This window comes from Marinobacter sp. (assembly GCF_965229985.1).
Taxonomy (GTDB): Bacteria; Pseudomonadota; Gammaproteobacteria; order Pseudomonadales; family Oleiphilaceae; genus Marinobacter.
The window spans coordinates 2,298,256-2,322,645 of record NZ_OZ245935.1 but is presented as its reverse complement, the minus strand read 5'-3'; the positions used below and the strand labels follow the sequence as shown (position 1 = coordinate 2,322,645).

The window sequence follows — 24,390 nt, the reverse complement described above, 5'->3', positions numbered from 1 at the left end:
TCAGGCCTCGCCCAGATAGGCTTTGATCACGTCGTCGTTCTGGCGGATTTCTTCCGGTGTGCCACTGGCCAGGGGGCGACCCTGGTTGATGACGTTGATGCGATCGGAAATATCCATTACCAGGCTCATGTCGTGCTCAATCAGCACCACGGAAACGTTGTAGTCCTCTTTCAGGCTGACGATCAGCTGATTGAGTTCCTTGGTTTCCGCCGGGTTGAGGCCGGCTGCCGGCTCGTCGAGCATTAACAGCTTGGGCTCGGTCACCATGCAGCGGGCAATCTCCAGACGCCGTTGTTGGCCATAGGCGAGGTTGCCGGCTTCCCGGTTGGCCAGGTCAAGCAGGCCAACCCGATCCAGCCAGTAGGCGGCCCGATCCAGGGATTTCTGCTCTTTGGTCCGGTAACTGGGGGTTTTGATCAGGCCAGAAATCAGGTTGGTGTTCAGGTGGCGGTGTTGAGCCACCAGCAGGTTTTCCACCACCGTCATCTGGCTGAACAGCCGCACATGCTGGAAAGTGCGCACCATCCCCAGTCGGGAGATCTTGTAGTCGGGTTTACCCTGTACTTCTCTCCCCTCGAACAGGATCTTGCCGCCGGTCGGTTTGTAAAAACCGCTCATGCAGTTGAATACGGTGGTTTTGCCGGCCCCGTTGGGACCAATGATGGACACGATTTCGTGTTCCTGAACGTCCAGAGACACTTCGTCTACCGCCAGCAGGCCGCCAAAGCGCATGGACAGATTCTGTACTTCAAGCATCGTCTGTCACTCCTGCCTTTTCAGTTCAATGTGAATGCGGCGCATGGGCATCAGGCCTTGCGGACGCCAGACCATCATCAGCACCATGGCGGCGCCGAAGATCAGCATGCGGTACTCGGAGAATTCACGGGCCAGTTCGGGCAGGATGGTGACGGCGATCGCCGCCAGTACCACACCGATCTGTGAGCCCATGCCGCCGAGTACCACGATGGCCAGGATGATGGCGGATTCGAGGAAGACAAACGATTCCGGGCTGATAAAGCCCTGCTTGGAGGCGAACACGGTGCCGGCAAAACCGGCAAAGAAGGCTCCAATGGTAAAAGCGGACAGCTTCACCGCGGTGCGGCTCAGGCCCAGGGAGCGGGCAGCGATTTCATCTTCCCGCAGTGCTTCCCAGGCCCGACCCACGGGCATCCGCATGAAGCGACGGATGACCAGTGCGGTAAATACCGCCAGAACCAGGGCAATCAGGTACAGGAAGATCACCTTGTGCTCACCGCTGTAGGCGATACCGAAGGTTTCGTGGAACGAGGTGTTGCCTTCTTCCTTCACCCGACGACCGAATTCCATGCCGAACAGGGTCGGATCAGGGATGCCACCAATGCCGTTGGGGCCGCCAGTCAGGGTTGTCCAGTTATTCAGCAATATCCGGATGATCTCGCCGAAACCCAGGGTGACGATGGCCAGATAATCCCCTCGTAGCCTGAGTACCGGAAAGCCGAGCACAAGGCCAAACAGGGCGGCGAGCAGTGCGCCGATGGGCAGTGCCAGCCAGAACGAGATGCCCAGGTACTGTGACAGTAGTGCAAAGGTATACGCACCTACGGCATAGAAGGCCACATAGCCAAGATCCAGCAAGCCGGCCAAACCAACCACCACGTTCAAGCCGAGGGCCAGCATGATGTAGATCAGCACCAGCGTGGCCAGATCCACTGCACCACGGGATACGAAGAAAGGCCAGAACAAGGCAAGAACCACAATGCCGGTCAGCACCCAGGACTCAATCTTGGCCCGGCGGTTTTCCGCCATGGGCTCCTTGCTGGATTGGGGCAGGGGATGCGGGAGACTCCTGAGGGTCCCCATGATCTGGTCCCGGAATAGCTGGAACAGGAATACGATCACCGCAGCGAGCAACACCATGACAATGGTACTGGCATCGGCCCCGGTCAGGGTCACGTTGATGCCCTGGGCCTCAAGATTGAAGCCGATGATCGGGTAGGAAATGATCAGTGTAATGATCGCGCAGAAGAGCGCGTGTCTGAAATTATTAGCAGCCATCAGATCTTCTCAACCTCCGGTTTGCCAAGCAGGCCGGTGGGTTTGAACAGCAGAATCAGGATCAGCAGGCTGAACGAGATCACATCCTTGTATTCACCGCTGAGGTAGCCGGAGGTCATGCTCTCTGCCACGCCCAGTATCAATCCGCCCAGCATCGCACCAGGGATGCTGCCAATGCCGCCAAGTACCGCTGCGGTAAAGGCTTTCAGCCCGGCAATGAAGCCGAACAGAGGATCGACCGAACCGTAGTACATGCCCAGGAGCAGGCCGGCAACCGCCGCAAGTGCCGCACCGATTACAAAGGTTGCGGAAATGATGCGGTTGGTGTCGATGCCCAACAGGTTGGCCATGCCCAGGTCCTGTGACACCGCACGGCAGGCACGGCCAGTCCGTGAGCGTGATATGAACAGGGACAGGGCTGTCATACAGATCAACGTGGTGATGAAGATGGTTATCTGCATATAGGACAGGGACATCTGGAAGCCGTCACCGGAACCGAAGTTGAAACCGCCGTCGATCAGCGCCGGAAAACCGATGTTCCGGGAGCCCTGTGCCAGATGAACGTAGTTCTGGAGGAAGATGGACATGCCGATGGCGGAGATCAGCGGGATCAGGCGATGACGCCCCCGCACAGGCCTGTAGGCCACCCGTTCCACTGCCCAGCCCATGGAGCTGGAGACGATCATGGCGCAGAGCAGCGCGACGATCAGTATCAGAGGTAGCCAGGCAATACCAAGAGCGGCGAGGCCGGTAATGGCAATCAGCGCCGTGTAGGCACCGATCATATAGATTTCACCATGGGCAAAGTTGATCATGCCGATGATGCCGTAAACCATCGTGTAGCCGATGGCGATCAGGGCGTAGGTGCTCCCGATCGTCAGCCCGTTGATGAGCTGCTGAGAGAAATAAAGGAGGTCTTGCATTGTTATGGGACTCCGAAAGCCTGCTCCCTCCGCTACCACACCCCATGCCCGGGATATCCGGGCAGGAAGTGGGGGAGGATCAACAGGAGCCTAGAAAAACACCTTCTCCCGGATCGCGGTGAGAAGGTGCTCTCATGATTACCGTTTGTTAACGATTTTGGCTCAGTTTACCGGAGTTTTGCTTCCATCTGAATGCCATTCGTACACAACAAACTCGAACGACTTCATGTCGCCCGCTTTGTCGTATTCAACGGTGCCGATCGGAGTCTGGAAGGTGCCTTCGCGCAGGGCGGCAGCAACATCAAACGGATCGGTGGAGCCCGCGGCTTCAATGCCTTCGGCAACCAGTTGCACGGCAGTGTAGGAGGTCAGAACGAACGGACCGGAGGGATCCTCGCCTTTGTCTTCGAACGCTTTAACCAGCGCCTGGTTTTCGGCTTTCTGGTCGAACGCCGGTGGCAGGGTTACCAGCAGGCCTTCGGCGGCTTCGCCGGCGATGGTGTTGATGTCCTTGTTACCCACGCCCTCGGGGCCCATGAAGCGGGCGTCCAGGCCAGCGGAGTCAGCCTGGCGCAGGATCAGACCCAGTTCCGGGTGGTAACCGCCATAGTAGACGTAGTCCACATCAGCCTGCTTGAGTTTGGTGACCAGTGAGGAGAAATCCTTGTCACCAGCGGTGATACCTTCGAACATGGCGATTTCAACGCCCGCGTCCTTCAGGGTGTCACGAACGGCGGTGGCAATACCTTCACCGTACTGCTGCTTGTCGTGGACAATAGCAACGCGCTCCGGGCTCTGGGAGGCAATGTAACGGGCCGCGACCGGACCCTGCATGCTGTCCAGGCCGATGGTACGGAACACCAGTTCATAGCCACGCTCGGTGATTTCCGGGCTGGTGGAAGCCGGGGTCACCATCAGAATGCCTTCGTCTTCGTAGATGTCGGAAGCCGGCTGGGTGGAGCTTGAACACAGGTGACCGATCACGAAGCGTACGCCGTCGTTGACCAGACTGTTGGCAACGGTAACGGCCTGCTTGGGATCACACACGTCGTCGTATTCCACGGCAACCAGCTCTTCACCCATAACACCGCCGTTGGCGTTGATCTGCTCGATCGCCATGCGGGCACCGGAGAATTGCATGTCACCATACTGGGCAACGGGACCTGTCATGGGGCCGGCAATACCGATCTGGATTTCTGCAGCGGCGTGGCCGGCGCCCATCAGGGCTACGGAAGTACTAACAGCGGTTACGAGTTTTTTTACTGAAGTTCTCATTGAGTCTGTCCTGTTTTATTTCAGGGTTATTCTTGTCTTCTCAGAGAGTTAAACAAACACCACACCTCACTGCTTGTCAAGCCAGGGGGCTGGCGTTTGCTCCGGAACACGGGCCTGTCTGCAAAGGCAAATCCCGTGCCGCTCTGAGCGGTGTCACGCATCCGTGCCGTCTTCTTCATCCTGTGAGACCAGCGCCCGGAAGCTCTCATGTTCACGTAGCTGGTCAAAACTCACGTCTACGGAAGCATCGTCGCGGTATGCCTCCGAAATTTCAATAGCTTTCTTCAAGGTACTGACTGCGTCCTCCCAGCGGCCGATTTCCGCATAGGCGCATGCCAGCTGATAGTGCGCGTGGCCATTATCCGGTGCAAGTTTCAGTGCTCGCTGGCAGAGACTGATGGCCCACAGCGGTTCCTGCATTTCCAGAACGGCGTCGGCCTTGTAGCTCAAAGCCTCCACATCATCCGGGCGAAGATCCAGAATCTGATCGTAGGCAGCGATCTTGTTCTGGTGTGAGGTTTCCTGGCTGGCTTTGAGCCAAAGGGAATGCACTTCGTTAGTGCGCTCAATCTCGGCCTGGTTCTGGTGGATAATGTCGGATTTCTGCTTCAGCTGTTCTTCGATGAATTCGAGTCGCTTCTCGTATTCAATCACCAATTCGTTAACCCGCTTTTCCGCCAGGCTGGTTAGCTGGTTCCGCATATCCCGGATGGAATTCCAGCCGATAACCACGAGAATGGAGGTTGCGCCCGCTATCAGGTAAAAGAAGTAGGTAACAGTGTCAGTGGCGTAGGACATGGTTTTGTCGGCAACCGACAGTTCCTTGTCGACCACCTTTTCGATCAGTTCCGCCCTGGTGTTTTGCATCTCCTTGCGAAGTGCCTTGCTTTCCTCAAGCAAATACAGCTCCACGAAGGGTGTGTACATGGGCTTTTCCAGGGTCTTGATGCTCTCTTCCAGGTCTTCCGCGGTGAGCTCTTTTTCAGGTCCCAGCTCATCCTGGCCATAGAGGGTGCCGGCGAATGTCGTCATGAAAAGAAAAGGCAGCAAAAACTTGATCATCGGGCGCAATCCGTCCGTCTGTCTGTCGAAAAGAAATAAAGTCGTGACCTTAGCATAGTGGCTGGCCGAAAAAATGCCGGGAATCTCCCTGACTTGCAATTCTCGGTACAAAGACCTCTAATAGTTAGGGGTATAAATAAATTGCCAATACCGAATCGGAGTATTGCTGTGAATAGTTATGAAGATGTGCTGGTGGCTTTAAGACGTGTCATCCGGGCGACAGACCTTCACTCAAAGCGGCTGAGCAAGCATGCCGGGCTGACCGGGCCACAGTTGCTGATCATGAGAACGATTCGGGATCTTGGCGAAGTGACCATCGGCACCATTGCCGACAAGGTCAGTCTTAGCCAGGCAACGGTAACGACGATTCTGGACCGGCTCGAGCACCGGAATCTGGTGTACCGGGTACGCAGCACTCAGGACAAGCGGAAGGTGCATGCTCACCTGACCGACGAAGGGGCGGATCTGCTGGCCCGGGCGCCGAATCCGCTGCAGGAGGATTTCATCAAGAAATTCCAGAGCCTGGCAGAGTGGGAGCAGACCATGATTCTGGCCTCACTTCAGCGGGTGGCCAATATGATGGATGCCGATGATATTGATGCGTCGCCGGTGCTGACCGTGGGGTCGGTTCTGAAGGACGACGGGTGGAAAGAGAAAGCCTGAGCAATGGTGTCGGATTACGACCCGTTGGGTCTAATCCGACCTACAATTCAGCTATCCAAACTCGTAGGTCGGATTAGCGAAGCGTAATCCGACAAACCCGCTTCCATCAATGCACCGAAGACCCGCTCTTGGGCTTATTGCCAAAGCACACCTGGAACACATCGCTGTAATGCTTGGCGAAGTTCACCACCAGACCTTCCTTAAGATACTCCGGCAGTTCTTCATAGTCGCCACGGTTCGCTTCCGGCAAGATCAGGTTGCTGATTTTCTGCCGGCGCGCCGCAATGACCTTCTCCCGAATACCGCCCACCGGCAGCACCTGTCCGGTCAGCGTAAGCTCACCGGTCATGGCGATGTTTTGCTGCGGCGCTTCTTTGCGGGCGATGGACAGCAGTGCGGTGGCCATGGTGACTCCGGCGCTCGGGCCGTCTTTGGGCGTGGCTCCCTCGGGTACGTGCAGGTGCACGAAGGATTTGTCGAAGAAAGTCGGGTCGCCCTTGAAGCGTCTTAGGTTGGATGACACATAGCTGTAGGCGATCTCGGCGGACTCCTTCATCACATCCCCCAACTGACCGGTCAGTTTGAAGCCGCGCTGAGAGCTGTGGATTCTGGATGCCTCGATGCTCAGCGTGGCCCCGCCCATGGCGGTCCAGGCCAGGCCGGTGACGACGCCGGTGCCTTTGAGGGATCTCTCTTTCTTGAACGATGGCTGCCCGAGGTAACTCTGCAGATCCGAAACACCCACCTTCACCGGCTGATCCGGGTTCTCCAGCAGCTTCACGATGCCCTTGCGCAGTATCTTGTGAAGCAGCTTTTCCAGGCTCCGCACGCCAGCTTCGCGGGCATAGCCCTCAATAACCTGCTTGATGGCGGCGTCTGTGATGTTGAACTGCTTTTTCAGCAGACCGGCCCGCTTCAGCAGCCTGGGCAGCAGGTAGTGCTTGGCGATGGCCAGCTTTTCTTCCGCGATGTAACCGGACAGGCGAATAACGTCCATTCGGTCGAGCAGTGGCCGCGGAATCGTATCGAGCTGGTTGGCGGTGCAGATGAATAGTACCTTGGACAGGTCCATGCGGACGTCCAGATAGTGGTCCAGGAAGTCACGGTTCTGTTCCGGGTCCAGGGTCTCCAGCAGGGCTGAAGCAGGATCGCCCTGGAAAGACGCACCGATCTTGTCGATTTCATCCAGCATGATGACCGGATTCGCCACCTTGGAATCTTTCAGTGCCTGGACAAACTTGCCCGGCATGGCGCCAATGTAGGTGCGGCGGTGGCCCTTGATTTCCGCTTCATCCCTCATGCCACCAACGCTGAAGCGGTAGAATTTCCGGCCCAGTGCATCCGCCACGGAATGGCCGATTGATGTCTTGCCAACACCGGGCGGGCCCACCAACAGGAGGATAGAGCCGCTGACCTCGCCCTTGAAGGTCCCTTCGGCCAGGAACTCGATGATGCGATCTTTTACATCGTCCAGGCCGTCGTGATCCCGGTCCAGGATCCGGCGGGCTTCGGCCAGATCGAAGTGGTCTTCCGAGTGGACGCCCCAGGGAACCTGGGTCAGCCAGTCCAGATAATTACGGGTGACACCATATTCCGGCGAACCCTGTTCCAGCACCTGCAGTTTTTCGATTTCATCGTTGAAGCGCTCCTGAACAGCCTCGGGCGGGTTGAGCTCATCCATGCGCTGCTGGAAACGCTCCACATCGGCTGTCTTGTCGTCCTTGGCCATGCCCAGCTCGCGCTGGATCACCTTCAGTTGTTCCTTCAGGAAGAACTCCCGCTGGTGCTTCTGGACCTTGGCGTTTACCTCTTCGCTGATTTCCGACTGCAGCCGGGCGACTTCCTGCTCCTTACGCATCAGCAACAGGACCTTCTCCATGCGGCGGAGCAGGGGCACGGTGTCGAGCACGTCCTGCAGTTCATTGCCCGGGGCACTGGTCATAGAGGCGCCGAAATCGGCAAGCGGGGAGCTGTCGTCCGGGCCGAACCGGGACAGGTATTGTTTTACTTCTTCGCCATAGAGAGGGTTGGTGCGCAGCAGCTCCTTGATCGCGCTGATTATGGCCAGGGTGTAGGCCTTGAGCTCGTCTGCGTCTTCTTCCGGTTCTGTCGGGTATTCAACTTCCACCAGGTAGGGCGGCTTGCGACGCAGCCACTGGACGATCCGGAAGCGCTGCAAACCCTGAGCAATAAACTGGACCTTACCACTGTCGTTCTGGGCATGATGCACGCGCACGGCGCAGCCCACCGTCTCCAGCTGTTCACTGGCAGGGATGCCGTCTTCCGTTTCCTGCTCTTCCACAAAACAGATGCCCATGACCTTGTGATCGGTCTCGCCGACCCGTTTCAGGGTTTCCTGCCACGGATTCTGGTTCACCACGACCGGCTGAACCTGGGCCGGAAAGAAAGGCCGGTTCGAAACCGGCAGCACATACATGCGCCGGGGCATCATCTGCTGGGGAAGGGCGAGGCTTTTGCTATGCTCGTCCTTGCCGATGTATTCGGTCACGTCCTCTTCGAATTCCTCAAGTGAATCGTTTTGCGTGTCATCATTCATGCCGCGAGCATCCATCCGGAAAGGTTGTGAATCCGCCCGGGACGGGCTGCTGAGTGGTTGTCCCGGAGCGTTGCTTACTAGCTATGTAACGGCAGATACGGTGATTTCAAGGAGTTGGCCTTGACTACCTGGCGCTTGAATTTCCACGACTTGGCCCCATGTCCCTGACAACTCCGAACGATTCATTCGACTTTTTCAGGTGCCCTGCATGAGCAATTCTCCCTACATCTTTGAAGCCACCATGGAAAACTTCCAGCAGAAGGTTATGGAAGCCTCTGCCAGCACGCCCATCCTGGTGGATGTCTGGGCCGAGTGGTGCGCTCCCTGCAAGCAGTTGATGCCGCTACTGGAAAAGCTTGCCGACGATTACCAGGGCGCGTTCATGCTGGCCAAGGTGAATGCCGACGAGCAGGAACAGCTCACATCCAGCCTGGGTGTGCGCAGCCTGCCCACCGTCATCCTGGTCAAGAACGGCCAGGCCGTGGATGGCTTCAACGGCGCCCTGCCGGAGAGCGAAATCCGTAAGGTTCTGGACAAGCATGTGGAAGCTCCCAAGGAAGACCCTTACGAAAAGGCCCATCGGATCTGGGAAGAAGGGGACGTCGAGGGAGCGCTGGCCATCCTGTCCCAGATGAATCAGGAGGATCCGGAAAATCTGAAGGTCCTGATCGATCTGGCCCAGCTGAAGGCAGAAATGGGGGACCTGGAGACGGCTGAACAGGTGCTTGATAGCCTGCCGCCGGAAGAGAAGATGCAGCATCAGGCCAAGCAACTGGCGGCCCGGATCAAGTTTCTCAAGCAGTCTGCCGAGTTGCCACCGATCAAGGATCTTGAGATGGCCCTTGAGCAGGATCCGAAAGACCCGAACGCACTGCACCAGTTGGCGCTTCATCACGTATTACAGGAAAATAACGCCGAGGCCATGGACCTGCTGATCCGCCTGATGCGGGTAGACAGCAAATACAAGGACGAAGTGGCCAAGACAACGCTGATTGAGCTGTTCGACAAGCTGGGCAACAACAACCCGGATGTACGGACCTATCGCCGGAAGCTCTATACCCTGATGCACTGATCGTTTGGCGTTAGCCAAACACGACGTAGGTCGGGTGGAGCCCAAGGCGAAACCCGACTGGTATTTCCGCAATGCTCATACTCCCGCCCCAACCCGACAACTGCGAACTTTGCGAACGCCCGGTTGCCAGGCTCACCCGGCACCACCTGATACCCAAACACCTGCACCGCAAAAAACGCTTTCAGAAGCTGTTCTCCAAGGAAGATCTCATCACCCGAACGCTCTGGGTGTGCCGTCCCTGCCACAACGCTATTCACAAAGCCCGTTCGGAATACGAGTTGGGTCTGTACTTCAACACCCGGGAAAAGCTGTTGGAGCTGGAGGAAATGCGGACGTTTGTTGAGTGGCTCAAGGACAAGCCGGAGGGGTTTGTGCCGAAGTTTCGAAGGGGCTGAACGAAAGAGGGCCAGATGGGAGCTCCCATCTGGCCCTCTTTGCACAAAGGCAATGAGCTTTTAGCCGTTGCCCTTCTTCATCTCTTCATACTCATCCTCAAAGAAGAATTTCTCTTCTCCGAAGGCCGGTTCCAGCTCATGCAACCAGGTGGCTGTCTCGCTGTACTTGGCAAAGAACGGGCGTTGTACCCAGTCCGGGTTGCGGCCCTGCAGGAAGCGCAGCACGAATACCTTTTCGCCGTGGATTTCGGTAATACCCTGAACCTCTACCTTCCCGGGGCCGGCGCTCATGGAGGGGCCGCGGGCGGTGCGGGCCAGGCCGCTGACCTTTTTCATGGCGTCCCGATAAATGTGGAAGGCCTCAACCAGGGGCACTTCAAAGTAGTTCTTGGCGCCGGTGTCCCGTTCTACAAACATGTAGTAGGGGATGATGCCCAGCTGCACTTCTTTCTTCCACAGTTTGGCCCAGGCGTCGGCGTCGTCATTGACGTGCTTGATCAGCGGGCCCTGGGCGCGGATCTCGGCACCGGTGGCACGAATGCGGCGGATGGCCTCTTCGGCAATCTCGGTGGTGATTTCCTGCCAGTGGTTGTAGTGGGCCATGATCGCCACGTGTTTGCCGGCATCCACGAGACGGGCGAACAGGTCGATCAGTTCGTCGGCATCCTTGTCGGTCACGAAGCGGTAGGGCCAGAAGGTGAGGGCCTTGGTGCCGATGCGGATGGTCTGGATGTGATCGAACTCCGGCTGCAACAGCGGTTCCAGATACTGCACCAGGTTCTTGGTCTTCATGACCATCGGGTCACCGCCGGTTACCAGCAGGTCGGTTACCTCGGTGTGCTCCTGCAGGTAGCCGTGAAGCTTCTCGGCTTCGGTGCTGGCCATTTTCAGGTCCTTGTCACCCACAAACTGCGCCCAGCGGAAACAGAAGGTGCAGTAGGAGTGGCAGGTTTGACCCTGGGCCGGGAAAAACAGCACCGTCTCGCGGTACTTATGCTGAACGCCGTCCAGCACTTCACCGTCCAGCTCCGGCATGTTCATTTCCATCTGGCCGGCCGGGTGCGGGTTCAGTTCATCCCGGATTTCCTTGGCGACGGCCTGGATCTCTTTCTTGTCGGCACCTTCCCGGTGCATTGTTGCCATGCGTTCGTAATGCTCGTCTTTCAACATGCCTTTCTGGGGGAAGACAAGCTGATAGATCGGGTCGTTGGGCACCTTGTCCCAGTTGATCAGTTCATTGATCACATATTCGTTGACTCGAAATGGCAGCACGCTGGCTACCACTTTCATTTCAAACAGGGTCTCTTCAGGGAGATTCTGAATGACTTCAATCTTGTCGAGCTGGCGGTCCGTGTAGACCTTGAAACGCCGTTCCTCGAACTCCGTAGTGGGAATCCGGTTCGGAAAGGTGACGATGGAGTTCATAGATCGCCCTCTGTTGGTGCCAATGACAAAAAAGTGGTCCGACCACTTTTTCGGTGGTTAAAAATCAGGCAGGCGAGTATACATAAATCGGGAATTATTTTCAGGTCTAATCAAAAAGTTCCGGTAAATCAGGAAAATGCAGGAGAGTATCGGGCGGAAAATTCAATAAAAATCGCCAAATGCAGCGAATAAGCGGCGAATTGCAGTAAGTGGATCGTTTAGCGTGGTAATCAATTTTTCTGTTGATAAGAATGCTACGACATTGGTCGCAATCTGGTTGTCTGTTGGTCCAAAAACGGTCATTCTTCCGTAAGTAACCGAAAGAAGTCCGCTCGAAAAGGATGTTCGTAGGGCTTTGATTGAACTTGATAGCTAAAATGTAGTAAAAATACTACGTAATCAGGTGGGCCAATCCACGCACTTCGCCGGCGAGCCGGTCATCCTTTGGGCCAAAAGCCCGTGAATCGGGGGCGATCAGACAGGAAAAGTGTGAAAGCTGTTCTATGCTTTGTACAGGTTCTGTGTACTGGGAGCCGGTACACCTGTCAGGCTGAAAATACCCACAACAAAACACTGCATTCCATCGCAGCTTATCGACACCGCAACGCGCCAGGCTGCTGATCGTGGCGGCGCTGCACTTTTTGATGCCAAGGGGAGGGTTTGATGTACCAGGACGATGATCCCATTGAAACCAGTGAATGGCTGGATGCGCTGGAATCTCTGATCGAGAACGAAGGCGTAGACCGGGCCAAATACATTCTTGAGAGGCTCTCCGAGCGGGCGAGCCGCGATGGAACCGAGCTGCCGTATTCCATAACCACGCCGTTCCGGAACAGTATTCCGGTTTCCCAGCAGGCGCCGATGCCCGGCGACCTCTTTATGGAGCGCCGTATCCGTTCCCTGATCCGCTGGAATGCCATGGCCATGGTTATGCGTGCCAATCAGCGTCCCGGTGACCTTGGCGGGCATGTTTCATCGTTCTCGTCGGCGGCGACGCTTTACGATGTTGGCTTCAACTACTTCTTCCACGGTGGCGACGAAAAGCGCGAGTCCGACCTTGTTTACTTCCAGGGCCACTCTTCACCGGGCATTTATGCGCGCTCCTTCCTTGAGGGGCGCTTCGACGAGAAAGATCTCGACAAATACCGTGAGGAAGTCGATGGCACTGGCCTCTCTTCCTATCCGCACCCCTGGCTGATGCCGGAATACTGGCAGTTCCCGACGGTTTCCATGGGCCTCGGTCCGATTCAGGCGATCTACCAGGCACACGTAATGAAGTACCTGGACAGCCGTGAACTCATCGAGATGGGCGACCGCAAGGTGTGGTGTTTTGTCGGCGACGGCGAGTGCGACGAGCCGGAAACCCTGGGTTCCATCTCTATGGCCGGCCGGGAAAATCTCAGCAACCTTATCTTCGTTGTTAACTGCAACCTGCAGCGTCTGGATGGTCCTGTTCGTGGTAATGGCAAGATCATGCAAGAGCTTGAGGGTGTCTTCCGGGGTGCTGGTTGGAACGTGCTGAAAGTCGTCTGGGGTCGCCACTGGGATCCGCTGTTCGAGAAGGACAAGGACGGCAAGATGCAACGGGCCATGGACGAGGTCTGCGACGGCGAGCTGCAGAACTTCAAGAGTAACGGCCCGGCTTACACCCGCAAGCACTTCTTCGGTAAGTATCCGGAAACGGCCAAGCTTGTTGAGGGCCTCTCTGACGAGGAAATCAACAAGCTTAACCGTGGTGGTCACGACCCATACAAGATCTACGCGGCATACCACCACGCCATCCATAACAACGGTGGCCGGCCAACCGTTATCCTGGCTCACACCATCAAGGGCTATGGCTTCGGTGAAGCCGGTGAGGCGCAGAATACAGCCCATTCCCTGAAGAAGCTGGATATTGAGCAGCTGAAGTCATTCCGCGACCGCTTTGCGGTGCCGCTGAAGGACGAAGAGCTCAAGGACGTTCCCTACTACCGGCCAGCGCCGGATAGTCCGGAAATTGTCTATATGAAGAAGCGTCGGCAGGAGCTCGGTGGCTTCTATCCCAAGCGCCGCAAGGACTGCCAGCCGCTGCAGATTCCGGAGCTGGACATCTTCAAGGCGGTGCTGGACGGTTCCGGTGATCGGAAAATCTCCACCACTATGGCGTTCGTCCGCATCCTGACGGCCCTGACCAAAGACAAGCGCATCGGCAAGCGGGTTGTCCCGATCGTGCCGGACGAAGCCCGGACCTTCGGTATGGAAGGCATGTTCCGTCAGCTCGGCATCTACACGGCCGAGGGACAGAAGTACGTGCCGGAAGATCGTGATCAGATCATGTACTACCGGGAAGACAAAAAGGGTCAGATCCTTGAGGAAGGTATCAACGAGGATGGCTCCATGGCGGCCTGGATGGCAGCGGCAACGTCATACAGCACCAACAACTTCCCTTTGATTCCGTTCTACATCTTCTACTCCATGTTCGGCTTCCAACGGGTAGGCGACCTGGCGTGGGCTTCCGGTGACATCCAGGCCCGTGGCTTCCTGATCGGTGGTACCGCTGGCCGGACCACCCTGAACGGCGAAGGTCTGCAGCACCAGGACGGTCACAGCCATGTGCTGGCCAACACCATTCCGAACTGTAAGGCCTACGATCCGGCCTACGGCTACGAAATGGCCGTGGTGCTCCGCAAGGGCATGAAAGAGATGTTCGAGGACAACCAGAACGTCTTCTACTACCTGACCATCGAAAACGAGAACTACGAACAGCCGGCAATGCCCAAGGACTGTGAAGACGGCATCATCAAGGGCATGTACAAGTTCGAGTCTGTTGAAACCAAGGGGCGCAAGAAAACCCCGCGGGTTCAGCTGCTCGGTGCTGGCGCGATTCTCAACGAGGTGCGCGCAGCAGCCCAGATGCTGAAAGACGACTGGGGTGTAGCCTCTGACGTGTGGAGCGTGACCAGCTTCAACGAGCTTGCCCGTGAAGGCCAGCACATTGAGCGCTGGAACCGTCTGCACCCGGACGACAAGCCCAAGAAGGCCTACGTAACCCAGTGCCTGGAGAAGCAGGACGGACCAGTGGTGTCTTCGACTGATTACATCAAGCTGCACTCCGAGCAGCTCCGGGCGTTCATTCCCAAAACCTACCTGACTCTCGGTACCGACGGCTTTGGCCGGAGCGATACCCGGGAGAAGCTGCGCAGCTTCTTTGAAGTGGACCGTTACTACGTAACAGTCACGGCGCTGTCAGCCCTGGCTCAGGATGGGGAGGTTAAGAACGATGTGGTTCTCGAAGCCATGCGCAAGTACGGAATCGATCGCAACAAAACGAACCCGGTGCTGAGCTAAGGAGACCGCCATGAGTGAACAGGAAATCAAGGTTCCGGATCTCGGCGGCGCGGATGAGGTCGAGGTAATCGAAATCACCGTCAGTGCAGGAGATTCCGTTGAAGCAGAAGATCCGATTCTGACCGTAGAGTCAGACAAAGCGTCTGTTGAGTTGCCGTCGCCCGGTGCCGGCAAGATCACCAAGATCACCGTAAAGGTGGGTGACAAGGTCAAGGAAGGCGACGTTGTCGGGATGATGGAAGCCAGCGCCGACGGCGGTGGCTCTGACGATGCCGGCAGTGATGACTCCGAAGGAAAGCCGGAGGAGAAAGCCGAGGAAAAGAGCGAAGCCAAGCAAGAAGAGAAATCCGAAGAGAGCAAACCGGCGCCGAAGAAGGCTTCCGGTGGCTCCCGCAAGGAGACCGTCAAGGTTCCCGCGCTGGATGGCTTTGATAATGTCCCGGTGATCGAAATCAACGTGTCGGAAGGCGACACCATTGAAGCCGACGATCCGCTGGTAACGGTGGAATCCGACAAGGCCACCATGGAGATTCCTTCGCCCTATGCCGGCAAGGTGGGCAAGATCCTGGTGTCCGAGGGTGACAAGCTCTCCGAGGGCGATGAGCTGCTGGAGATGACCGTTCAGGAAGGCGGTGGCGAAGAGGAAGAAGCCTCTGAGTCGGCGTCTGAAGAACCGGCCAAGGAAGAAAAGGCGGAATCGAAGTCCGAAGAGAAGCCAAAGCAGCAAGCAGAGTCCGCCCCTGAGCCCCAGGGTGCAACCTACGAGCCGCCGACGCCGGGCGCCAAGGTTCACGCTGGCCCGGCCGTTCGCAAGCTGGCTCGGGAGCTGGGTGCTGATCTGGCCCGCATCAAGGGCTCTGGCCCCAAGGGCCGGATTATCAAGGACGATGTCCAGGCCTATGTGAAGAGCCAGCTCAAGCAGGCTCAGCAGGGCGGTGGTGTTGCCACCGGATCCGGTATTCCCGGGGTCAAGCTGCCGGACTTCAGCCAGTTTGGTGAGGTGAAGCGTGAGGCCATGTCGCGGATGATGTTCGCCACGGCCAACAACATGCAGCGCAGCTGGTTGAACGTGCCCCACGTGACCCAGTTCGAGGATGCGGATATCACCGATATGGAGGATTTCCGCAAGGCCCAGAAAGCGGCCGGCGAGAAGAAGGGCGTGAAGATGACGCCGCTGCCGTTCCTGCTGAAGGCCTGTGCCACGGCGCTTGCGGAACTGCCTCAGTTCAACGTGTCCCTGGACATGGAGCGTAAGGAGGTGGTTCGCAAGAAGTACATTCACATCGGGATTGCGGTGGATACGCCCCATGGGTTGATGGTGCCGGTGATCCGGGATGTGGACAAGAAGGGCTTGTGGGAGCTGGCGGCGGAAAGCGCCGAGCTGGCCCAGAAGGCCCGGGACAAGCAGCTTAAGCCGGCAGAGATGCAGGGTGCCTGTTTTACCATCACCAGTCTGGGTGGTATTGGCGGCACGGCATTTACGCCGATTGTGAATACGCCGGAGGTGGCGATTCTTGGGGTGTCCAAGGCGGCGATGAAGCCGGTTTGGGATGGCAAGGAGTTCCAGCCCCGGTTAATGCTGCCGTTGTCGCTGTCTTACGATCACCGCGCGGTGAATGGGGCCGATGCGGCCCGATTTACTTCGGTGCTCAGTCAGCTTCTTGGCGATATTCGTACCCTTCTGCTGTGATAGCTGCTGGATCCGCTCCCAGCCTTTGAGGTTTGGGGGCGGCGAGAGGCGGGCAATACGATTCAGGACACGCTACAAGCACATCCCTGTGCGCTTGTTTCGGGCCATCCCTGGCCCTCTACAGTCCTGAATCGTATTGCCCGCCTCTCTCGTTTTAGCTCCTTCCTGATCGCTTTTCCGCACAAACAAAAACCCCGGCCGGAGCCGGGGTTTCTGCTGAGTTAACTAACTTCTAACGGAAGTATTAGAAGCTGTACTGCGCTGCGAACAGAACACGGTTTGCGTCGGTGGAGTCACCGGCAACAGTTTCCTGATCGAAGTAGCCGTATTCAACACCGAACATGACGTTCTGTACTGGTGACCACATGTAGTTCAGGAACACGTTCTGGTTGGATTCCGCGTCAGCATTGGTGGTAGCACCCGCTGCAATCGCGTCGTCCAGGTCCAGCATAGTGGTACCGTAGCCCAGGTTGATGCTACGACCACCGCCGAGCGATACGCTTGTGCCGATCGAACCGCCGACGCCTTCGATGGTTTCAAGGCTGTTGCCGTCTACGTAGGCACTGGGGCCGAAGTAGTTGCTGCCTGAGCGCCACAGGTAACCGTTGGCACCGTCAGTATAGTTGATCGCGCCTTGGATAGAGATCATGTCGCTCAGAGCAAACTTGGCCGCACCAAACACCGCGAAGCCCATGGCGCTGTCATCGTTGGTGCCGTCATCGGCAGTCACTTGGCTGATCAGAGCGGCAGCTGAGTATGACAGTGCGTCAGCGGAATCCTGAATGCGAGCAGTCAGCGCTGGAGCGGAAGTGCGAGTGTTTCCGCCTGCGCCCAGAACGCCCTGTGAACTCGGATCTTCAAGAGAGAAGGACAGAGCGCCAGTGGTGTAGCGGATCTGCTCGGTACGATCCTGGCTGCCCGCAGTACCTGCCAAGCTGTCGAAGTCCAGAGTCGGTGTGTTACCTACGAAGCTGGTATAGTTGGACCAGTTACGACCGGCCATGAAGCCGTTGTATTCACCGTATGCGTGACGCATACGCAGACTGCCTGCGCTATTGCCTGAACCACGGAAGTCACCTTCCACGGTGATGGCTACGCCAGACGCGTGCTTAACCTTAACGCCCAGACGGCTCTGTTGAACGTCAGCGCCGAAGTGACCTGTGATGTCTTCATCACCACCGGTAAACGAACCGGCGCGAGTAGAAACCGCTCTGTCAGCGTCCAGGTCGTAACTCATGTTCAGACGAGCGTAGCCATACAGGCTCGCTTCGGTATCGTCACCTACGTTCAGCGTAAGTGCGCTCGCTTGAGAGGCAACCCCCATTACTACTGTTGCTGCCGTCGCACGAATTGCCAATCTCAGTTTGTTGCTTTGCATCGTTGTTGTCTCCACACATTTTTGTTGTTGGACCCAAAAACAAGGTAGTTACGAATTCGTGACAATTCAAATAAATTCATGCAGAAATTAGACGAATGTCTATAACAGCTTTTCGTTCATATACAGACATCTGCAGTTGCCAACGAGGCGTAAACTTGTTCCATGACGTCCGAAAGTACAGTTCTAGAGTCAGCCACGTTCGCGTTTCTTGATATTGAAACCACCGGCGGCAATTCAGCCCGGGATCGGATTACCGAGATTGGTATCCGCTTCTGGCGGGCCGGTGAGGTGGTGGGCGAGTGGCAGACTCTGCTGAATCCGGAAACGCGGATTTCGCCGTTTATCGAAAACTTTACCGGCATTTCCAATGAGATGGTGGCGGATGCGCCTGTGTTTGAAGAGATGGCGGATGAGCTGGAGGCGCAGCTTAAGGGCAATGTGTTTGTCGCCCACAATGCCCGTTTTGATTACGGCTTTATCAAAGCAGAATTTCGTCGGCTGGGGAGACTGTTTTCGGCGAAGGTGCTGTGCACTGTAAAGCTGTCCCGTCGGCTGTACCCGGAGTTCCGGCGCCACAACATGGATGCGCTGATCGCCCGCCATGGCCTTGCCCGGGTTCAGCGGCATCGGGCCATGGGGGATGTATCCGCCATGCTGTCGTTCTTCGAGCATGCCCGTGCCGAGAAGGGGGATGGGAAGTTCGAGAGTGCCCTGCGGGAGCTGCTGCAACGCCCGAGCATTCCTTCTCACCTGCCGACGGATATCCTGCAGGATCTGCCCCGGGGGCCGGGGGTGTATCGCTTTTATGGCGAGAACGATGTTCTTTTATATGTGGGCAAGAGCACCAACATTGCCCAGCGGGTGGCTTCGCACTTTTCCGGTGATCATAACTCTGCCCGTGGTGTGCGCATGTCCGAAAGCCTGCGTCGCGTCGAGTGGACGGAAACGGCCGGTGAGCTTGGCGCGCTGCTACTGGAGCTCAAACAGATCAAAACCCTGAAGCCCCTGTTCAATCGTCGCTCGAGGGCCGCCAAGAATCTGGTAAGCATTGAGCTCTCGAAAAACGAGGCCGGGTATCTGCAGGCGCGGCTGGTTCGCGAAATCGAGCCCCACCGGTTGGGGGATTATTTCGGGTTGTTCCGCAGCAAACGGGATGCCGAGCGGGCATTGAGCGGCGTCGCGGCCAAGAATGAACTGTGCAACCGGCTGCTCGGCCTGGAGCCCGAGCACGAGGGTCCTTGTTTCCAGCGCGCGCTGGGGCGCTGCAAGGGCGCCTGTGAGGAACTCGAGAATGTCGAGCGCTATAACCTCAGGGTGCAGATTGCCTTCCACGGCCTGCGACTGAAAACCTGGCCCTGGAAAGGGCCGGTCGGGATCGTTGAGCGGGATGAGCGGTCCGGGCGCACGGACATCCTGGTGGTTTATAACTGGATGCATGTAGCCACCCTCCATGAAGAGGAGGCGCTGGCGGATCTCTCACTCAGCGGCCAGGCAGTCACCTTTGACCTGGATTCCTACAAACTTTTGATCGGCGCCCTGATGGATCGGAACAAGGGTAGGGGCATGCAGCACCGGGTGATTGAATTGCCCGCCATCGGGGAACCGGATGTTCTTATGCCGTGAGTGGCGTATTATGGTGCAAGAGTCCGCACACCTACGTACTTGTCTGGCGCGGTCACTCTACTATTTTTAATTGCTTAGCCGCTTTCCCGAGAGAGATCTATGAATAAAGAACCCGTCAGCCGCGAACTGTTCGATGAAGTCATGGTGCCCAACTACGCTCCCGGTTCCATCATCCCGGTGCGAGGGGAGGGCTCCCGGATCTGGGATCAGGAAGGCCGCGAGTTTATTGATCTCCAGGGTGGCATCGCAGTGACCTGCTTGGGCCATTCCCATCCGGGGTTGGTGGGTGCGTTGCACGATCAGGCCGAGAAAATCTGGCACCTGTCCAACGTGATGACAAACGAGCCGGCCCTGCGTCTGGCCAAGACCCTGTGTGACCTCACCTTCGCCGAGCGCGTGTTCTTCGCCAATTCCGGTGCTGAGGCCAACGAGGCAGCCTTCAAGCTGGCTCGTCGCTATGCCTGGGAGCACTATGGCAAAGAGAAGAACGAGATCATTTCGTTCAAGAATTCCTTCCACGGGCGAACCCTTTTTACCGTGAGCGTTGGCGGCCAGCCAAAATACCTGGAAGGTTTCGAGCCAGCGCCGGGTGGTATTCACCACGCCGAGTTCAATGACCTGGAGTCGGTGAAGAAACTGATCTCCAAAGAGAAAACCTGCGCCATCGTGGTTGAGCCGATCCAGGGGGAGGGCGGTGTTATGCCCGGCGATCAGGCGTTCCTTCAGGGGCTTCGTGAACTGTGCGACGAAAATAACGCATTGCTGGTGTTTGATGAGGTTCAGTCCGGGGTTGGTCGAAGTGGCCATTTCTACGCTTACCAGATGTACGATGTGGTGCCGGATATTCTCTCCAGCGCCAAGGGGCTTGGCGGCGGCTTCCCGGTTGCAGCCATGCTGACCACCGCCAAAGTTGCCGCCAGCCTGGGTGTGGGTACCCACGGAAGCACCTACGGTGGTAACGCACTGGCCTGTGCAGTGGCCCAGAAGGTGGTGGATACCGTTAGCCAACCGGAGATTCTCAAGGGTGTGAAAGCCCGCTCTGACAAGCTCCGCAAGGGCATGATGGATATCGGTGAGCGCTATGGTGTGTTCAGTGAGGTTCGCGGCGCCGGTCTGCTGCTTGGTTGTGTGTTGACCGAGAAATGGCAGGGCAAGGCCAAGGATTTCCTGAACGCCGGCCTTGAAGAGGGCGTGATGGTTCTCGTCGCCGGCGCGAATGTGATTCGTCTGGCACCGTCCCTGATCATCCCGGAATCGGACATCGATGAAGCCCTCGAGCGTTTCGAAGCGGCAGTGAAAAAACTGACGGCCTAAGGAGATTTTATGTGGCTGGTACGTCCGGCTCAGCCGGATGATCTGGACCAGATTCTCGCCATGGCGGGCACCCAGTGTGCCCGTCTTTCCTCCACTCTGCCCAAGCAGGGCGATGCCCTGGCCTACAAGATCGAGCAATCCCTGGCGTCTTTTGCCGGCAGGATCAGCGCCGAAGATGATCCGCCCAGGTTTCTGTTCGTGCTGGAAAACACCGAAACCGGAGACATTGCCGGCACCGCAGGCATTGATGCCCGCGCCGGTAATGGTCAGCCCTTTTACAGTTACCGGCGGGATGCCCTGATCCATGCATCCCATGAGCTGGGGGTGTCGCGCCGGGTGGAGGTGCTGTATCCCTCCCATTCACTCACCGATGTCTCGCTATTGTGTTCGTTCTCCATCCGGCCCGAACTCCAGAATACCGACGCGTTTGAGTTGCTATCCCGGGCCCGGATTCTGTTCATTGCAGATCATCGGGAATGGTTTACTCCGCGGATGGCGGTGGAAATCCAGGGCGTGCAGCTGGAGGATGGCAGCGTACCTTTCTGGGACAGTCTTGGCCGGCACTTTTTTGATATGGATTTCGAGACGGCCGATCAGTACTCCGGCCAGCTGAGCAAGACCTTTATAGCCGAACTCATGCCTCCAAATCCCATCTATGTCACGCTGCTGAGCGAGGCGGCCCAGAAGGCGATGGGGCAGCCGCACCAGATAACCGTGCCTAACTTTGAGCTGCTTCAGAGGGAGGGATTCCAGCCGGGCAGTTATCTGGACATTTTTGATGCCGGTCCGGTCCTGGAGGGGCGCACCGATAGCCTGAAAACCCTGGTGACCAGCCACCCCAAGGAGCTTCATGGCACCAATGAGGATGTGGGCGAAACCTGTCTGATCGCTGCCGGCGAGCGGGAACAGTTTCGCTGCACCCTGACACCGGTGGCCGAGACACTGGACGACAAACTCAAGGTTCCGGTTGCCACCTGGAAGACGCTGAACAGGACCGCGGGCGACCGGGTAAGGATTGCGCCGCTATGACAAGTTTCAGAATGGCAAAGCGTGCAGCCAGCGGGCTCAGGGAGGCGATAGCATGTTGGTAATTCGCCCGTTACAGGAAAACGATCTGGATGACCTGTACGCCATGGCCCAGAGCGCCGGGAAGGGGCTGACCACCTTGCCGGCGGATCGCGAGCTGCTGCAGAAGAAGATCAATCACGCCCGTGAAACCTTCAACCAGCGCATTGCGCCGGAAGCGGGGCTGTATCTGTTTGCCCTTGAGGATATTCAGCGCAAGAAGACCGTCGGAATCAGTGGTATTCAGGCCCGGGTCGGTCTGGACGAGGTGTTCTACAACTACCGTCTTAGCGTCACAGTGAATGCCTCTAAAGAGCTGGGTGTTCACGTACGCACGCCCACGCTGCACCTGTCCAATGACATGACCGACACCAGCGAAATCTGCTCACTGCTGCTGTCCGATGATTACAAGGGCGGGGGCAACGGGCTGCTGCTCTCCCGGTGCCGGTTCATGTATCTGGATGAATTCCGCAAGCATTTTTCGGAAAAAGTATTCGCGGAAATGCGCGGCGTGTCTGATGCTCAGGGCCGAAGCCCGTTATGGGATGCGCTGGGGACCAAGTTCTTTGATATGGAGTTCAGCGAGGCTGACATGCTGTCTGGCCTGGGCAATAAATCCTTTATCGCCGAGCTGATGCCCAAGTATCCGATCTACCTGCCCATGCTGCCCGATTCGGCCCGGGCAGTGATTGGCCGGGTTCACGACAATACCGCGCCAGCGCTTCGCATGCTCCAGTCAGAGGGGTTCAACTTTAACGGGCTGGTGGACATTTTTGATGGTGGCCCTGTGGTTGAAGCCTTCGTGCACAACATCCGCACGGTACGGGAAGGCATGAACCGGCACGCCATGGTGACTCGAAAACCAGTGAACCTCGACGTGCCTGCCGATGAGCGGGTGATGGTGTCGAACCGCTCATTCCGGGATTTCCGGGTGACCACCCTGCCGATAGATTGCATCGGGCCGGATACCGTCAGCCTGCCGCCGGAAGTGGTCGAGGCATTGCAGATTGAATCTGGTGATCCGGTTCGTCTGGCCCCCTTGAAAGACTCGGGGATGCTGACCAAACATAGTTATAGAAGCTCAGTACCGGGAGGTGCATCGAAATGGCAAAGCTGACAGGTGAACTGTTTATCGACGGGCTCTGGCTGCCGGGCCATGGGCCGATATTCGAATCTGTCCAGCCGGTGACCGGTGAGACAATATGGGATGGCGAAAGCGCCAACCTGGAGGATGTTGATGCGGCCGTTCGTGAGGCCCGCAACGCGTTTCTGAAGTGGCAGCGCAAGAGCTTTGCCGAGCGTCAGGCTGTTGTCGAAGCCTTTGGTGAGCTGCTTGAGGCTCACAAAGAAGAGTTGGCCCATCAGATTGGCCTGGAAACCGGCAAACCCCTGTGGGAATCCCGCACCGAAGTGGCGGCAATGATCGGCAAGATCGGCATTTCTGTGAAAGCCTACAACGACCGCACCGGCACATCCGAATCCGATGTTGCCGGTGGGCACGCCGTGCTCAGGCATCGGCCCCATGGCGTGGTGGCGGTGTTCGGCCCCTACAACTTCCCGGGGCACCTTCCGAATGGCCACATAGTGCCCGCTCTGCTGGCCGGCAACACGGTAGTATTCAAACCGAGCGAGCTGACTCCGGGGGTTGCCGAGCTGACGGTAAAACTCTGGGAAAAGGCCGGTATTCCGGATGGAGTGATCAACCTGGTGCAGGGCGCCTCGGCTACCGGCAAATCCCTGGCCAGCCACCCCGGGATTGATGGCCTGTTCTTCACCGGCAGTTCTACCGTAGGGCATCTTCTGCACAAGCAGTTTGGCGGCCAGCCAGAGAAAATCCTGGCCCTGGAAATGGGGGGCAATAACCCGCTGATCGTGCAGGACGTGGCCGATGTGGATGGTGCAGTGCATCATGCCCTGCAGTCGGCCTTCCTGTCGGCCGGCCAGCGCTGCACCTGTGCACGTCGCCTGCTGGTGCCCAAAGGCAAGAAAGGTGACGCGTTCATCGACCGGCTGGTGGAAGTCTCTGCCCGCATCAAGGTAGGCGAGTTCGACGCCGATCCGCAGCCGTTTATGGGTTCCGTGATTTCTGCCGAAGCCGCCGAAAAACTCCTGGCTGCCCAGTCCAGCCTGCTGGAGAAGGGCGGCAAATCCCTGCTGGAAATGAAGTCCCTGAAGCCGGGAACCGGCCTGCTGTCGCCCGGCATCATTGATGCCACCGGGCTTGATGTGACCGACGAGGAATTCTTCGGTCCATTGCTGACAGTCTATCGCTACAAGGGCTTTGATGACGCTCTGGAGCTGGCCAATGACACGCATTACGGGCTTTCAGCAGGCATTCTCACAGACGACCGGAAACTCTATGAGCGGCTGGTAGAAGAGGTTCGCGCGGGCATTGTGAACTGGAACCGGCCACTGACCGGCGCCAGCAGTGCCGCGCCCTTCGGTGGGGTTGGCGCCAGCGGTAATCATCGCCCGAGTGCCTACTATGCTGCCGACTACTGCGCCTGGCCCATGGCTTCTCTGGAGGCCGGCAAGAGTGAGCTGCCAGACTCCCTGGCACCCGGCCTCAATTTCGATTAACGGGACC

Annotated in this window: 18 protein-coding genes; 10 read left to right on the top strand and 8 right to left on the bottom strand. The window is 57.4% G+C overall.

The genetic code is table 11. The annotated features are described in order from the left end of the window. The 5 genes from livG to ACO06L_RS10675 all read right to left on the bottom strand — a co-directional run bounded on the left by livG (position 1) and on the right by ACO06L_RS10675 (position 5,294). On the bottom strand, positions 1-756 hold the full coding sequence (gene livG, locus ACO06L_RS10695; protein ID WP_148608916.1) for a high-affinity branched-chain amino acid ABC transporter ATP-binding protein LivG: 756 nt from the start codon (positions 754-756) through the stop codon (positions 1-3). Between the two features lie 6 nt (positions 757-762). Then, positions 763-2,034: a high-affinity branched-chain amino acid ABC transporter permease LivM gene (locus tag ACO06L_RS10690; RefSeq protein ID WP_202348486.1), complete on the bottom strand. Its 1,272-nt coding sequence runs from the start codon at positions 2,032-2,034 to the stop codon at positions 763-765. Next, entirely contained in the window at positions 2,034-2,957 is a 924-nt protein-coding gene (gene livH / locus ACO06L_RS10685) for a high-affinity branched-chain amino acid ABC transporter permease LivH (protein WP_014578284.1), read from the bottom strand. The genes ACO06L_RS10690 and livH overlap by 1 nt, the downstream gene beginning before the upstream one ends. A gap of 162 nt (positions 2,958-3,119) precedes the next feature. Continuing rightward, complete coding sequence (locus tag ACO06L_RS10680) at positions 3,120-4,232, bottom strand: branched-chain amino acid ABC transporter substrate-binding protein (RefSeq protein WP_064230016.1); 1,113 nt, start codon at positions 4,230-4,232, stop codon at positions 3,120-3,122. A gap of 153 nt (positions 4,233-4,385) precedes the next feature. Then, a complete protein-coding gene (locus tag ACO06L_RS10675; RefSeq protein ID WP_202348487.1) occupies positions 4,386-5,294 on the bottom strand; it encodes a TPR end-of-group domain-containing protein in 909 nt (302 codons plus the stop codon). Positions 5,295-5,462: 168 nt separating this feature from the next. Here ACO06L_RS10675 and ACO06L_RS10670 point away from each other — a divergent pair, with 168 nt between their 5' ends. Further along, positions 5,463-5,957, top strand: a complete 495-nt coding sequence (locus ACO06L_RS10670; protein ID WP_064230018.1) for a MarR family winged helix-turn-helix transcriptional regulator — start codon at positions 5,463-5,465, stop codon at positions 5,955-5,957. Between the two features lie 106 nt (positions 5,958-6,063). Here ACO06L_RS10670 and lon read toward each other — a convergent pair whose 3' ends face one another. Then, positions 6,064-8,514: an endopeptidase La gene (gene lon, locus ACO06L_RS10665; RefSeq protein ID WP_202348488.1), complete on the bottom strand. Its 2,451-nt coding sequence runs from the start codon at positions 8,512-8,514 to the stop codon at positions 6,064-6,066. A 208-nt stretch (positions 8,515-8,722) separates the two neighbouring features. Here lon and trxA point away from each other — a divergent pair, with 208 nt between their 5' ends. Then, on the top strand, positions 8,723-9,586 hold the full coding sequence (gene trxA / locus ACO06L_RS10660; RefSeq protein ID WP_064230020.1) for a thioredoxin: 864 nt from the start codon (positions 8,723-8,725) through the stop codon (positions 9,584-9,586). Between the two features lie 71 nt (positions 9,587-9,657). Continuing rightward, positions 9,658-9,981, top strand: a complete 324-nt coding sequence (locus ACO06L_RS10655; RefSeq protein WP_064230021.1) for a hypothetical protein — start codon at positions 9,658-9,660, stop codon at positions 9,979-9,981. Positions 9,982-10,041: 60 nt separating this feature from the next. Here the strand turns inward: ACO06L_RS10655 and ACO06L_RS10650 are convergent, their stop codons facing one another. Beyond that, positions 10,042-11,406, bottom strand: a complete 1,365-nt coding sequence (locus tag ACO06L_RS10650; protein ID WP_202348489.1) for a KamA family radical SAM protein — start codon at positions 11,404-11,406, stop codon at positions 10,042-10,044. A gap of 663 nt (positions 11,407-12,069) precedes the next feature. Here ACO06L_RS10650 and aceE point away from each other — a divergent pair. Together aceE and aceF are read left to right on the top strand one after the other, a co-directional pair. After that, positions 12,070-14,733, top strand: coding sequence for a pyruvate dehydrogenase (acetyl-transferring), homodimeric type (gene aceE, locus ACO06L_RS10645; RefSeq protein WP_064230023.1), 2,664 nt, complete (start codon positions 12,070-12,072; stop codon positions 14,731-14,733). 10 nt (positions 14,734-14,743) lie between these two features. After that, positions 14,744-16,423, top strand: a complete 1,680-nt coding sequence (gene aceF, locus ACO06L_RS10640; RefSeq protein ID WP_202348490.1) for a dihydrolipoyllysine-residue acetyltransferase — start codon at positions 14,744-14,746, stop codon at positions 16,421-16,423. A gap of 244 nt (positions 16,424-16,667) precedes the next feature. Here aceF and ACO06L_RS10635 read toward each other — a convergent pair whose 3' ends face one another. Beyond that, the gene (locus ACO06L_RS10635) at positions 16,668-17,801 is read right to left on the bottom strand and encodes a DcaP family trimeric outer membrane transporter (RefSeq protein WP_064230025.1); all 1,134 of its coding nucleotides are present in this window, start codon (positions 17,799-17,801) and stop codon (positions 16,668-16,670) included. Between the two features lie 162 nt (positions 17,802-17,963). Between ACO06L_RS10635 and ACO06L_RS10630 the strand changes: the two genes are divergently transcribed. From ACO06L_RS10630 to astD, 5 genes are all read left to right on the top strand, one after another. Beyond that, positions 17,964-19,424, top strand: a complete 1,461-nt coding sequence (locus ACO06L_RS10630; protein WP_202348491.1) for an exonuclease domain-containing protein — start codon at positions 17,964-17,966, stop codon at positions 19,422-19,424. A gap of 99 nt (positions 19,425-19,523) precedes the next feature. Beyond that, positions 19,524-20,738, top strand: coding sequence for an aspartate aminotransferase family protein (locus tag ACO06L_RS10625; protein ID WP_202348492.1), 1,215 nt, complete (start codon positions 19,524-19,526; stop codon positions 20,736-20,738). A 9-nt stretch (positions 20,739-20,747) separates the two neighbouring features. Beyond that, complete coding sequence (locus tag ACO06L_RS10620) at positions 20,748-21,767, top strand: arginine N-succinyltransferase (RefSeq protein WP_202348493.1); 1,020 nt, start codon at positions 20,748-20,750, stop codon at positions 21,765-21,767. Positions 21,768-21,819: 52 nt separating this feature from the next. Further along, a complete protein-coding gene (gene astA / locus ACO06L_RS10615) occupies positions 21,820-22,920 on the top strand; it encodes an arginine N-succinyltransferase (protein ID WP_202348494.1) in 1,101 nt (366 codons plus the stop codon). Then, positions 22,908-24,383 carry a succinylglutamate-semialdehyde dehydrogenase gene (astD, locus tag ACO06L_RS10610; RefSeq protein WP_202348495.1) on the top strand — a complete coding sequence of 492 codons (1,476 nt, stop codon included), beginning with the start codon at positions 22,908-22,910 and terminating at the stop codon, positions 24,381-24,383. The genes astA and astD overlap by 13 nt, the downstream gene beginning before the upstream one ends. The last annotated feature ends 7 nt before the right edge of the window (positions 24,384-24,390 follow it).